Here is an 11,692-nt window from a genome sequence, read left to right as displayed (position 1 = left end):
TGAGGAGATGTAGATGAGTACCACCCCACCGGCGCTCGACATGCGCTCGATCATCAAGGACACCTCCAACCGTGTCGTGGTGTGCTGCGGCGCAGGCGGTGTCGGCAAGACCACGACGGCGGCCGCGATGGCGCTGCGGGCGGCCGAATACGGCCGCACCGTGGTGGTGTTGACGATCGACCCGGCCCGGCGCCTGGCCCAGGCGCTCGGCATCGCCGATCTCGGCAACACCCCCCAGCGTGTTCCGTTGGCTCCGGAGGTACCCGGCGGGCTGCACGCGATGATGCTCGACATGCGCCGCACCTTCGACGAGATGGTGATCCAGTACTCCGGCGCCGATCGGGCCGACGCGATTCTGGACAACCAGTTCTACCAGACGGTCGCCACATCGCTGGCGGGCACACAGGAGTACATGGCGATGGAGAAGCTGGGACAGCTTCTCGCGCAAGATAAATGGGATCTGGTCGTGGTGGATACTCCGCCGTCGCGCAACGCCTTGGACTTTCTCGACGCGCCAAAACGGTTGGGCAGCTTCATGGACAGCCGACTGTGGCGGCTGCTGTTGGCGCCCAGTCGAGGATTCGGCCGCCTCGTGACCGGTGCGGTCGGGCTGGCGATGAAGGCCTTGTCGACTGTGTTGGGCTCTCAAATGCTTGCCGACGCAGCCGGTTTCGTTCAGTCTCTGGATGCCACGTTCGGCGGGTTCCGGGAGAAAGCGGACCGCACGTATGAGTTGCTCAAGCGACGCGGCACCCAGTTCGTCGTGGTCTCCGCGCCCGAACCTGACGCGCTACGCGAAGCCTCGTTCTTCGTCGACCGGCTCTCCGAGGAGCACATGCCGCTGGCCGGGTTGATCCTCAACCGCACCCATCCCACGCTGTGCGACCTGCACGCGGACAAGGCCGAGGAGACCGCCGAGGAGCTCGAGAAGAAGGACCCGAACTCGTTGACCGCGGCCGTGCTCAGGATCCACGCCGATCGCGCGATGACGGCAAAACGCGAGGTCCGACTGCTGTCGCGGTTCACAGGAGCGAACCCGCACGTGCCGATCGTCGGCGTGCCGTCGCTGCCGTTCGACGTGTCGGATCTGGAGGCGCTGCGCGCGATCGCCGATCAGATCACCGGCGAGGCGGCGTCCTAGCGGCCGATCAGGCTAGAGCCGCGTAGCGGCCTAGCCGGCGCTGCGGTGCTTGCGTTGGGCGGCGAAGAAGTCGGCCCAGGAAACGACCTCGGGGTGCTGCTTGAGCAAGGCGCGCCGCTGGCGTTCGGTCATGCCGCCCCACACGCCGAACTCGACGCGGTTGTCGAGGGCGTCGGCGCCGCATTCGAGGATCACGGGGCAGTGCCGGCAGATCACCGCGGCTTTGCGCTGCGCGGCTCCGCGTACGAACAGTTCGTCGGGATCGGTCTGACGGCAGCGAGCCTGAGACACCCAAGCGATACGCGCTTCGGCTTCGGCGCCGTGGACAACAGTGTGGGCGGAAGAAGTCATGCTTGTCCTGCGAGCCGCGGGCCTAGTTGCTGACACCCGAGAAATCCCTTCTTTCCCTGCCGCCTGCCAACGCCGTGGCGGCCATGTCGTCCGGTGTAGAACGCGATTGCGATCTACGCCACAGTGCAGGGTCCTAATGTGACCTGCATCGCACTGTTAGCTCAACTTAGGTGGTCAGGGGGTTTTGCGCAATGGGTAGTTAGCCACTTTTTTGGGACGACCGTGCCGTCAGCGCCCAAAATTGACGGCGGCGACCATATGTGTGCTGCTCGGAGGTTCTTTTGCCTGCCGATCGACGCAGCCCGTTTTGCGGCCGAATCCGCGTAGCTACTCTGTAGCCATGCCAGAGAGTCAGCCGCCGCGACCGCCGACAACGGTCACGGTCGTCAAGCTGGCCTGGTGTTGCCTGCTGGCCAGTGTGCTGGCCGCGGCGTTGATGTTTCCCTTGGTGGGTGGTGCCGGCCTGATCTCCAACCGGGCCTCCGATGTGGTCGCCAACGGGTCCGCGCAGTTGGTCGAGGGCGAGGTGCCGCAGGTCTCGACGATGGTAGACGCCAAGGGCAACGTCATCGCGTGGCTGTATTCCCAGCGTCGGTTCGAGGTGCCCAGCGAGGACATCGCCAACACGATGAAGCTGGCGATCGTGTCCATCGAGGACAAGCGGTTTGCCGAGCACAATGGCGTGGACTGGCAGGGCACGCTGACGGGCCTTTCCGGCTACCTGTCCGGCAACCTCGACACCCGCGGTGGCTCCACCATCGAGCAGCAGTACGTCAAGAACTACCAGTTGCTGGTCATCGCGCAGACCGAGGCCGAACGGCGCGCGGCCGTCGAGACCACGCCGGCGCGCAAGCTGCGCGAGATCCGGATGGCGCTGACCCTGGACAAGACGTTCACCAAGCCCGAGATCTTGACCCGCTACCTGAACCTGGTGTCGTTCGGCAACGGCGCGTTCGGGGTGCAGGACGCCGCGCAGACCTACTTCGGCGTCGACGCCTCCGAACTCAACTGGGAGCAGGCGGCGCTGCTGGCCGGGCTGGTGCAGTCCACCAGCACCCTGAACCCCTACACCAACCCCGACGGTGCGCTGGCGCGCCGCAACGTCGTGCTCGACACGATGATCGAGAACCTGCCCGAGGAGGCCGCCGCGCTGCGCGCAGCCAAGGAGAAACCCCTCGGGATCCTGCCCCAGCCCAAAGAACTGCCGCGCGGCTGCATCGCCGCCGGTGACCGGGCTTTTTTCTGCGACTACGCCCTGGAGTACCTGGCCCGCGCGGGCATCAGCAAGGAACAGGTCGCCAAGGGCGGCTACCTGATCAAGACCACCCTGGATCCCGACGTGCAGGCGTCGGTCAAGTCGGCGGTCAACCAGTTCGCCGACGCCGAGCGCGACGGTGTGGCCAGCGTGATGAGCGTGATAAGGCCGGGCAAGGAGTCCCATCCGGTGCTGGCGATGGCCAGCAGCCGCACCTATGGCCTGAACTCCGATGCCGAAGAGACCATGCAGCCGCAGCCGTTCTCGCTCGTCGGCGACGGCGCCGGGTCGATCTTCAAGGTCTTCACCGTCGCCGCCGCGATGGAGATGGGCATGGGCATCAACGCGCAGCTGGACGCCCCGGCCCGGTTCCAGGCCAAGGGTTTGGGCAGCGGCGGCGCGAGGGGCTGCCCGCCCGCGACGTGGTGCGTGGAGAACGCGGGCAACTACCGCGGCAGCATGAACGTGACCGACGCCTTGGCAACCTCCCCCAACACCGCGTTCGCCAAGCTGATTTCGCAGATCGGCGTGCCGCGCGCGGTCGACATGGCCGTCAAGCTGGGCCTGCGGTCCTACGCGTTGCCCGGCACCGCGCGTGATTATGACCCCGAGAGCAACGAGAGCCTCGCCGACTTCGTCAAGCGCCAGAACATCGGCTCGTTCACGCTGGGACCCATCGAGGTCAACCCGCTCGAGCTGGCCAACGTCGCCGCCACCCTGGGCTCCGGCGGGATGTGGTGTCCGCCCAACCCGATCGCCGAGGTCATCGACCGGCACGGCGAGCAGGTGTCGGTGACCACCGAGACGTGTGAGCAGGTGGTGCCCGAGGGGCTGGCCAACACGCTGGCCAACGCGCTGAGCAAGGACGACAAGGGGGCTGGCACCGCCGCGGGTGCAGCGGGCTCGGTGGGCTGGGACCTGCCGATGTCGGGTAAGACCGGCACCACCGAGGCGCACCGCTCGTCGGGCTTCCTCGGCTTCACCAACCAGCTGGCTGGCGCCAGCTACATCTACGACGACTCGGCGTCGCCGGGATCGCTGTGTTCGTTCCCGCTCCGCAAGTGCGGCGGCAACGGCAACCTGTACGGCGGCAACGAGCCCGCCAGGACCTGGTTCGCGGCGATGAAGCCGATCGCCACCGCCTTCGGCGAGGTCAACCTGCCGCCGACCGATCCGCGTTTCGTCGACGGCGCGCCCGGTTCGAAGGTGCCGAGCGTGGCCGGGCTGACGCAGGAGACCGCTCGGCAGCGGCTGCGCGACGCGGGCTTTCAGGTCGCCAACGACGCCACGCCGGTGAACAGCTCGTCGTCGTACGGCACGGTGGTCGGTACGTCGCCGAGCGGGCAGACGGTGCCGGGCTCGATCATCACGTTGCAGATCTCCAACGGCATTCCTCCGGCCCCGCCGCCCCCGCCGGAGGCTCCGCCGGGGGTTCCGGGGCTGCCGGTCCCGGTCGGCGAGACTGTCGTGCAGATCCCGGGCCTGCCGCCGATCACGGTTCCGGTGCTCGGGCCGCCGCCTCCGCCGCCCCCGCCGCCGGGCTGATCGGGGTTGTGGGGTTGCCCACGCCGACCTGTGCAAAGAGGTAACCGTCGGCGAGTGGCAGTAGGCTCACTGACATGCCTGCGCGTTCATCCCGTTCGACGACCCGGTCGTCGCCGTCGACCCTGAAAAGCGCCGCCGCGGTCAGCGCGGGTGCGCTGGCCGCCGGCATCGCCTACGGCTCGATCATCGAGCGCAACGCCTTCGTGCTGCGCGAGGTCACGATGCCGGTGCTGTCCCCGGGGACCTCGCCGCTGAGGGTGCTGCACATCAGCGACATTCACATGCGGCCCGGTCAGCGGCGCAAGCAGGCGTGGCTGCGTGAGCTGGTGGCGCTCGAACCCGACCTGGTGGTCAACACCGGCGACAACCTGGCCCACCCGAAGGCCGTGCCCGCCGTGGTGCAGTCGTTGACGGAACTGCTCGCGATTCCGGGCGTGTTCATCTTCGGCAGCAACGACTACTTCGGTCCGCGCCCGAAGAACCCGCTGAACTACCTGGCCAATCCCGGCCACCGCGTGCACGGCGAACCGCTGCCGTGGCAGGACCTGCGGGCGGCGTTCACCGAGCGCGGTTGGCTGGACCTGACTCACAACCGTCGCGAGTTCACCGTCAACGGGTTGCGGATCGCGGCCGCCGGTGTGGATGACCCGCACCTGTCCCGGGACCGCTACGACACCATCGCCGGCCCGGCGCCCGCCGCGGCCGATCTCAAGCTCGGGCTGACACATTCACCCGAGCCGCGCGTGCTGGACCGCTTCGCTGCCGACGGCTACCAGCTGGTGATGGCCGGCCACACCCACGGCGGCCAGCTGTGCCTGCCGTTCTACGGCGCGCTGGTCACCAACTGCGGCCTGGACCGATCGCGGGCCAAGGGCCCGTCGCGGTGGGGCGCCCACATGCAGCTGCACGTGTCGGCAGGCATCGGCACGTCGCCGTATGCGCCGCTGCGGTTCTGCTGCCGCCCGGACGCCACGCTGTTGACGCTGGTGCCCGCGCCGACGGGCGGGCGCGACGTTGGCACCCGGGTGGGTCAGTCTCATCCGAGCGTGTCCGTGCGGTAAGCCTTGCGCAGCGCCGTCGCCACCCGGGGCCATTCACGCGCGTGGGTCGACAACGCGGTGCGGCTAATCGAGGCCGACGCCCGGCGCAGCGCCGACACCCATTTGCTGCGCTATCCGCTGCCGTCGTCGTGGGCGGACCGCTGCGACGTGCAGCTGTACCTCAAGGACGAGTCCACCCACATCACCGGGAGCCTCAAACACCGGCTGGCGCGGTCGTTGTTCCTCTACGGGCTGTGCAACGGCTGGATCCACGAGAACACCACGGTCATCGAGGCGTCCTCGGGTTCGACGGCGGTGTCGGAGGCCTACTTCGCGGCGCTGCTGGGGCTGCCGTTCATCGCGGTGATGCCGCAGACCACCAGCGCCAGCAAGATCGCGCTCATCGAATCACAAGGCGGCCGTTGCCATTTCGTGGCCGAATCGTCCCAGATGTATGAGGAGGCCGAGCGGCTCGCCGCGGAGACGGGCGGTCATTTCATCGACCAGTTCACCAACGCCGAGCGGGCCACCGACTGGCGCGGCAACAACAACATCGCCGAGTCGATCTTCGAGCAGATGCGCGACGAAGCGCATCCGATCCCGGACTGGATCGTCGTCGGCGCGGGCACCGGCGGCACCAGCGCGACGATCGGCCGGTTCATCCGTTACCGCCGGCACGCCACCAGGCTGTGCGTGGTGGACCCGGAGAACTCGGCGTTCTATCCGTCGTACGTGCAGCGCCGCGACGTGGTGACCGGGATGTCGTCACGCATCGAGGGCATCGGCAGGCCGCGGGTGGAGCCGTCGTTTCTGCCCGACGTGGTCGATCGGATGGTCCAGGTTCCCGACGCCGCATCGGTGGCCGCCGCGCGCCACGCCAGCGCCGTGCTGGGCCGGCGGGTGGGCCCGTCGACGGGCACGAATCTGTGGGGCGCGTTCGGGTTGCTGGCGGAGATGCTGGCCGACGGCCGTCGCGGTTCGGTGGTGACGTTGCTGGCCGACAGCGGCGACCGCTATGCCGACACCTACTTCTGCGACGAGTGGCTCACCAGCCAGGGGCTGGAGTCCGCTGAGGCCGCGTCGGTGCTTTCCGAGTTCGAGCGCTCGGGTCGCTGGCCCTGATCGTCGGGCTCGCCGAGAAGGGGGCCGTCGGAGGTCAGGAACAGCCACAGCGCGGCCATGACGAAGAACCCCACGTAGATGGATGCGCCTAGGACGGTCATCTCACGCCTCGCTTCGTTGGTCTCTGTGCGTCAGTGTGCATAACGCCACCGACATCGCCATCCATCCCTCGGCGTGTCGCAGCCCACATTCGCCGGTCGTTGTCGCTCGCGAGTTCTACACCAGGGTCGTGGGCGGGACGGTTTCCACAGCCCTGCGGTAGAAATCGCGAGGCGTAGGCGGCGCCGGAGCGTTTGGCTTCGCCCCCCGCCGGTGCGATAGGCTGTCGTGGCTTCACGCGGGGTGTGGCGCAGCTTGGTAGCGCGCTTCGTTCGGGACGAAGAGGTCGTGGGTTCAAATCCCGCCACCCCGACTCAGTGAGCGCAGGACTTCCTGCGAACTCGATTCGTTTCACCTTCTGGACAACCGCCCACCGCTACTGTCTGCGGCATCTGACTTCGGGACGCTGAACGGGCACTGAACAGGAGTAGCCATGGGCAAACTGGACGGCAAGGTCGCTTTCATCACGGGGGCCGCGCGTGGCCAGGGCCGCGCGCACGCGGTCCGCCTCGCCGAGGAGGGCGCCGACGTCATCGCCGTCGACGTATGCGCGCAATACCCCACGGTGGCCTATCCGATGTCGACGCCGGAGGACCTGGACGAGACCGTGGGGCAGGTCGAGTCCCTGGGCCGACGCATCGTGGCTCATGTGGTTGACGTCAGTGACGTCGCGGCGCTTCAGAAGGCCTTCGACGACGGCGTGGCCGCACTGGGCGGGGTGGACATCGTGGTGGCCAACGCCGGTATCGGCCCGGGCAGCATGGCCTCCGACGACGAGCAGTGGGACGACGTCGTCAACGTCAACCTCAAGGGGGTGTGGAACACGCTGCGGGTCGCCGTGCCGACGCTGCTCGCGCAGGACCGCGGCGGCTCGATCATCCTGACCAGCTCGACCGGCGGCCTCATCGGCGCCCCGGTGGTCTCCGGCGGGATGCTCGGTTACACCGCCGCCAAGCACGGCGTCGTCGGCCTGATGCGCGCATACGCCAATTACCTTGCCCCGCACTACATCCGCGTCAACAGCGTGGCACCGACCACCGTCGCGACACCGATGTCGAACAACGGTGATCTCAGCGTGCTCAAGAAGTACGAGCCCGCCTTCGCCCGCGTGCTGGAGAACGCGATGCCGGTCGACTGTGTCGAGGCGCGCGACGTCGCCAATGCGGTTGCGTGGCTGGCCTCCGACGACGCCCGCTACGTGACCGGCACCGTCGTGCCCGTCGACGCCGGCATGCTCAACAAGCGCTGACCTCCTCGGCCGACTTCGGCTGCAGTTTGGTCAGCACCACGATGGAGCTCGCCTCGACCACGCCGACGAGCAGCAGCGGCCACACCGCCCCGCCGAGGACGCTGACCCCGAACGTGTGCGGCGCGGCGTCGTCCGCGAACCGCCTACCCGCGACATACAGGCCTATCGAGACGACGACCCAGCCACAGAAGTAAAGCGCCAGAAGCACGTCCAGCTCCAACATTGCGATCCCCTCGACCCATGTTGCCTGCCGGCTACCCGCGAGAGCGGACGTCTAAACGGTTTGACCGGCACCGATGCGGGGAATGAACAAGGCCGTGACCCTGTCTTCTACGTCTTCTACGTCTTCTACGCCCTCGGCTCTCGTCGAACCCGCTTTGCCCCAGGCCGTCGGGCCGCTGTCCGCCACCATCATCGACCTGCTGCGCCGGGATCGCCCCGCGCTGCACGCCCACCCGATCGATGTTCCGGTGGCCGAGGCAGACCCCTACGGGCTGGACATGCAGCTGGCGCTCTACATCTGCTACGAGCTGCACTATCGCGGGTTCGCCGGGGTCAGCCCCCGCTGGGAGTGGAATCCCTCGCTGTTGCATCTGCGGGGCCGTCTCGAGGAGATCTTCCTCAGCGCGGTGCGCCACGATGTCGGTCCGATCTCCGCCGAGGACACCGCCGCAGCAGAGATGGACAAGCTGTCGGTCGAACCCGTCGACGGCGAGGGTCCGTCCTACTATCTGCGCGACAAGGGCACCTGGGAGCAGATGCAGGAGTACTTCGTGCATCGCTCGGTGTATCACCTCAAGGAAGCCGATCCGCACGCCTGGGCGATCCCCCGATTGGCGGGACACGCCAAGGCCGCGTTCGTCGCGGTCGAGTTCGACGAATTCGGTGGCGGCCGTGGCGAACACGTGCACCAGCAGCTGTACGCCGACCTCATGGACGCCGCGGGGCTGGATTCGTCCTACCTCGGCTACCTCGACTCGGTGTCGGCCGATGCGCTGGCCTCGGTCAACCTGATGTCGCTGTTCGGGTTGCACCGGGAGCTTCGCGGTGCCACGATCGGGCACTTCGCGTCGACGGAGATCACCTCCTCACCCGGTTCCCGCCGCCTGGTGCAGGCCCTCGAACGGATGGGCGCGCCGGAACCGTGCGTGGCGTTCTACCAGGAGCACGTCGTCGCCGACGCCGTCCACGAACAGGTCGTGCGCACCGACGTCGTCGGGGATCTGGTCGCGCGTGAACCGCAGTTGGAACGCGATGTGGTGTTCGGAATCCGGGCCCGCGACGTCGTGGAGGAGCGGCTGGCCAAGCACCTGATGGACTGCTGGACCGACAACCGCTCGTCGCTACGCCGACCGCTTGTCTGACGCCTTGGCGGTCGCCTCGGCGCGCCGTTTGCACCGATGGCTGGTATCGCAGAACGGGTAATCCTTGCTGCGCTTGCACGCGCAGATCGCGACCATGAACCGGTCGGACTCCACGATGCTGCCGTCGGGCATCTCGATCCGCACCGGACCCTGCACCATGACCGGTCCGGACGGGACGATCCGCACCGTGCGCGGCTGATTGTCGCTCATGGCTTGTCGGCCCGAATCACGACGAGCTCCTCTTCGCGGCGCCCCGGCTCGAGGCGACCGGTGTGCTCCAGCCAGTCGGCCCGCGCGGTCAATACCGGACCGAACGGAATCCATTGGTAAGCAACGATTTCCGCGTCCATGCCGGCGGCTGCCAGGGCACCCAGCGTCTGGCGCGGGCTGGCGAACTCCGACTGCACCACCAGAAACGAACCGCCGTCGGCAAGCAGCGCGGGCACCGCCGCGCACAGCGGGTCCAGGACCAGGCGGCCGTCGTATCCCGCATCCCATGCCCGGGCAGGTCCGATGTGCGACAGCAGCGCGTCGTCGAGGCTGGGATCGTGCGGCACGTACGGGGGGTTGCAGATCACCAGGTCATAGGGTCCGAACTCCACGGCCCGCGCCCACGAACCCAGATGCACGGCGACGTCGACCCCCGCGGTCGCCACGTTGTTGCGTGCGCAGTACACCGCTCGTGGACAGATGTCGAACGCGGTGACCTGCTTGGCGTCCTGCTCGCCGGCCGCGATGGCGGCCACTCCGGAGCCGGTGCACAGGTCGGCGACCCGGTTACCCTGTGCCAGACCGGTTTTCTCCATGGCATCGATGAGGAGCTGGGAGTCTTCTTGCGGGGCATACACACCCTCGACTGCGACCGGGCTACTCAGGTCGGTGTAGGCAGTAGTCACATCGGCCCTTTCGACAAAGTTCGCTGCGGGATCGCAGCACTAGCCGTGAATTAATGCCCTATATCGGGGTGGTTGAAACCCGGTTTTGTTCCACCGGCACGCGGGCACACCACCACCGTGGGTACATCTGACATCGCTGCGCTGCCGGTCCGGCTCGGCGCGGCCCTTCGCGGTCGCCGGTTGTTTCACCCCAGCGGCGTGCGCGCCGAGGGGTTGCTCGAGCGGGTCGCGCCGGACGGCGAAGGGCTGCCGATGGAGTCGTGTGACGTGATCGGCCGGGTGTCGAAGGGCGTCGGTTCGCCGGGCTCGCTGCCGGATGTCGCCGGGCTGGCGTGGCGCATGCCGCCCCCGCAGGATCTGCACGGATGCACGCCATGGGACGTGCTGTTGGCGTCGACGCTCGCTGGCAGCCGCGTGGCGCTCGCCCCCATCCTCGGGTGGCAGGGCGCGACGTTCTCCAGCCTGATGCCGCTGCAATACCGCGGAGCCGCCTGGTGGGTGCGGGCCAAGCTGGCCACCCCGCTCGAATCCGGCGGCCTGTCGCTGCAGACCGTTCGCGACCAAATCGATTCCGATGGAATGGTTTTCGATATCGATCAGGCGCCGCGCTCCGGGCAGTTTCAACCGCTGGCGCGGCTGACGCTTCGCCATCTCGATCCGAGCAGCGATGACATCGCGTTCGACCCCACGATGCACAGCGACCCCGACGTCACGCTGCTTCCGCGATGGCTCGGTGAGTTTCGGCGCGCGGCCTATCGACGCAGCCGTGAAGGCCGCGACGCGCAGTGACACGCCACGGCCTTCAGGCGGTCGGCTCCCCACCGGATTCCGCGACGTCGGGAGCGACCTCCCGGGTCGCCATTCCGCCTTCGTTGCCTTCGTCTTTGGGACCTGGCCGCCCGCCCTTGGGCTCGTCGGCCTTTTCGTCGTCGTAGATACCTTTTCCGCGCGTCATGGGAGTCGAACTACCCGCCGCGGGGCTGTTTCAACCACCGGGCCCCGGGTATGCCGCAGCGGACTATGACTCTTGAAAGGCAGCGATATGGACGCACTGAAGTTTCTGCGTGAAGACCACAAGAGCGTGCTCGGCATGCTGGAGGTGCTCGACGGGGCGCCCACCGGTGACGGCGCCCAGCGCAGCGGGCTGCAAACCATGGTGACCAACCTGGTGATCGCCGAGTCCCAGCACGAGGCGATCGAGGAGCAGTTCTTCTGGCCGGCGGTCCGCGACGCGCTCGAGGACGGCGACGAACTGGCCGACGAGGCGATCAGCCAGGAACAGGCCGGCAAGGAACTTCTGCAGCGTCTCGAAGACGGCAACCCCGGTGAGGCCGACTATCACGACGCGCTGCAGGAGTTCGTCAAGATCGGCCGCGAGCACATCCTGTTCGAGCAGGAGGTGGTGTGGCCGAAGTTCGAGGCCGCGGTCAGCCGCAAGGACCGCGAGAAGCTCGGTGACAAACTCGAGGCGGCCAAGAAGGTGGCGCCGACACGGCCCCACCCCGACACCCCGTCCAACCCGCTGGTGCAGAAGACCATGGGGATGGGCGCCGCGATCGTCGATCACATCCGTGACGCCGCCAGCGGCCGCGAAGCCGAGAATCCGCCCGACCCCCAGATGAAGTAGGCG

General features: G+C 67.7%; 13 protein-coding genes and 1 tRNA gene. 9 read left to right on the top strand and 5 right to left on the bottom strand.

Features of this window, described 5'->3' with window-relative positions; translation table 11 throughout:
- Nucleotides 1-13 precede the first annotated feature (13 nt).
- Entirely contained in the window at nucleotides 14-1,141 is a 1,128-nt protein-coding gene (locus tag G6N28_RS13590; protein WP_163901035.1) for an ATPase BagB, read from the top strand.
- Nucleotides 1,142-1,171: 30 nt separating this feature from the next.
- Here G6N28_RS13590 and G6N28_RS13585 read toward each other — a convergent pair whose 3' ends face one another.
- Nucleotides 1,172-1,528: a WhiB family transcriptional regulator gene (locus tag G6N28_RS13585; protein ID WP_163901033.1), complete on the bottom strand. Its 357-nt coding sequence runs from the start codon at nucleotides 1,526-1,528 to the stop codon at nucleotides 1,172-1,174.
- Nucleotides 1,529-1,832: 304 nt separating this feature from the next.
- Here G6N28_RS13585 and ponA2 point away from each other — a divergent pair, with 304 nt between their 5' ends.
- The 5 genes from ponA2 (at nucleotide 1,833) to G6N28_RS13555 (ending at nucleotide 7,802) form a co-directional block, all read left to right on the top strand.
- Complete coding sequence (gene ponA2, locus G6N28_RS13580) at nucleotides 1,833-4,292, top strand: transglycosylase/D,D-transpeptidase PonA2 (RefSeq protein WP_163901032.1); 2,460 nt, start codon at nucleotides 1,833-1,835, stop codon at nucleotides 4,290-4,292.
- 74 nt (nucleotides 4,293-4,366) lie between these two features.
- Nucleotides 4,367-5,353: a metallophosphoesterase gene (locus G6N28_RS13575; RefSeq protein ID WP_163901030.1), complete on the top strand. Its 987-nt coding sequence runs from the start codon at nucleotides 4,367-4,369 to the stop codon at nucleotides 5,351-5,353.
- A 3-nt stretch (nucleotides 5,354-5,356) separates the two neighbouring features.
- Nucleotides 5,357-6,454 carry an L-cysteine desulfhydrase Cds1 gene (gene cds1 / locus G6N28_RS13570; RefSeq protein ID WP_163901028.1) on the top strand — a complete coding sequence of 366 codons (1,098 nt, stop codon included), beginning with the start codon at nucleotides 5,357-5,359 and terminating at the stop codon, nucleotides 6,452-6,454.
- 338 nt (nucleotides 6,455-6,792) lie between these two features.
- A tRNA-Pro gene (locus G6N28_RS13560) sits at nucleotides 6,793-6,866 on the top strand.
- Nucleotides 6,867-6,986: 120 nt separating this feature from the next.
- A complete protein-coding gene (locus G6N28_RS13555) occupies nucleotides 6,987-7,802 on the top strand; it encodes a mycofactocin-coupled SDR family oxidoreductase (RefSeq protein ID WP_163901023.1) in 816 nt (271 codons plus the stop codon).
- On the opposite strand, the gene G6N28_RS13550 is transcribed toward G6N28_RS13555, so the two are convergent.
- Nucleotides 7,789-8,025 carry a hypothetical protein gene (locus G6N28_RS13550; protein WP_163901021.1) on the bottom strand — a complete coding sequence of 79 codons (237 nt, stop codon included), beginning with the start codon at nucleotides 8,023-8,025 and terminating at the stop codon, nucleotides 7,789-7,791. The two genes, G6N28_RS13555 and G6N28_RS13550, sit on opposite strands and share 14 nt — an antisense overlap.
- A gap of 82 nt (nucleotides 8,026-8,107) precedes the next feature.
- On the opposite strand from G6N28_RS13550, the gene G6N28_RS13545 reads away from it, so the two are divergent.
- Complete coding sequence (locus tag G6N28_RS13545; protein WP_163901019.1) at nucleotides 8,108-9,166, top strand: iron-containing redox enzyme family protein; 1,059 nt, start codon at nucleotides 8,108-8,110, stop codon at nucleotides 9,164-9,166.
- On the opposite strand, the gene G6N28_RS13540 is transcribed toward G6N28_RS13545, so the two are convergent.
- Nucleotides 9,146-9,376, bottom strand: a complete 231-nt coding sequence (locus G6N28_RS13540) for a CDGSH iron-sulfur domain-containing protein (RefSeq protein WP_163901017.1) — start codon at nucleotides 9,374-9,376, stop codon at nucleotides 9,146-9,148. The genes G6N28_RS13545 and G6N28_RS13540 overlap by 21 nt on opposite strands.
- A complete protein-coding gene (locus tag G6N28_RS13535; RefSeq protein WP_163901015.1) occupies nucleotides 9,373-10,062 on the bottom strand; it encodes a HemK2/MTQ2 family protein methyltransferase in 690 nt (229 codons plus the stop codon). The genes G6N28_RS13540 and G6N28_RS13535 overlap by 4 nt, the downstream gene beginning before the upstream one ends.
- A 117-nt stretch (nucleotides 10,063-10,179) precedes the next feature.
- Between G6N28_RS13535 and G6N28_RS13530 the strand changes: the two genes are divergently transcribed.
- The gene (locus tag G6N28_RS13530; RefSeq protein ID WP_163901012.1) at nucleotides 10,180-10,851 is read left to right on the top strand and encodes a phosphodiesterase; all 672 of its coding nucleotides are present in this window, start codon (nucleotides 10,180-10,182) and stop codon (nucleotides 10,849-10,851) included.
- Nucleotides 10,852-10,864: 13 nt separating this feature from the next.
- Here the strand turns inward: G6N28_RS13530 and G6N28_RS26750 are convergent, their stop codons facing one another.
- Complete coding sequence (locus G6N28_RS26750) at nucleotides 10,865-11,017, bottom strand: hypothetical protein (RefSeq protein ID WP_170307897.1); 153 nt, start codon at nucleotides 11,015-11,017, stop codon at nucleotides 10,865-10,867.
- Nucleotides 11,018-11,104: 87 nt separating this feature from the next.
- Here G6N28_RS26750 and G6N28_RS13525 point away from each other — a divergent pair, with 87 nt between their 5' ends.
- On the top strand, nucleotides 11,105-11,689 hold the full coding sequence (locus tag G6N28_RS13525; protein ID WP_163901010.1) for a hemerythrin domain-containing protein: 585 nt from the start codon (nucleotides 11,105-11,107) through the stop codon (nucleotides 11,687-11,689).
- The last annotated feature ends 3 nt before the right edge of the window (nucleotides 11,690-11,692 follow it).

The organism is Mycolicibacterium pulveris (assembly GCF_010725725.1).
GTDB classification, from domain to species: Bacteria; Actinomycetota; Actinomycetes; order Mycobacteriales; family Mycobacteriaceae; genus Mycobacterium; species Mycobacterium pulveris.
This window is presented reverse-complemented; position numbering and strand designations above follow the sequence as displayed.

Bases quoted from the DNA above. Each gene is read 5' to 3' on its own strand.
- G6N28_RS13590 (WP_163901035.1), top strand. From the start codon at position 14: ATGAGTACCACCCCACCGGCGCTCGACATGCGCTCGATCATCAAGGAC.
- ponA2 (WP_163901032.1), top strand. From the start codon at position 1,833: ATGCCAGAGAGTCAGCCGCCGCGACCGCCGACAACGGTCACGGTCGTC.
- G6N28_RS13575 (WP_163901030.1), top strand. From the start codon at position 4,367: ATGCCTGCGCGTTCATCCCGTTCGACGACCCGGTCGTCGCCGTCGACC.
- G6N28_RS13555 (WP_163901023.1), top strand. From the start codon at position 6,987: ATGGGCAAACTGGACGGCAAGGTCGCTTTCATCACGGGGGCCGCGCGT.
- G6N28_RS13550 (WP_163901021.1), bottom strand. From the start codon at position 8,025: ATGTTGGAGCTGGACGTGCTTCTGGCGCTTTACTTCTGTGGCTGGGTC.
- G6N28_RS13545 (WP_163901019.1), top strand. From the start codon at position 8,108: ATGAACAAGGCCGTGACCCTGTCTTCTACGTCTTCTACGTCTTCTACG.
- G6N28_RS13540 (WP_163901017.1), bottom strand. From the start codon at position 9,376: ATGAGCGACAATCAGCCGCGCACGGTGCGGATCGTCCCGTCCGGACCG.
- G6N28_RS26750 (WP_170307897.1), bottom strand. From the start codon at position 11,017: ATGACGCGCGGAAAAGGTATCTACGACGACGAAAAGGCCGACGAGCCC.
- G6N28_RS13525 (WP_163901010.1), top strand. From the start codon at position 11,105: ATGGACGCACTGAAGTTTCTGCGTGAAGACCACAAGAGCGTGCTCGGC.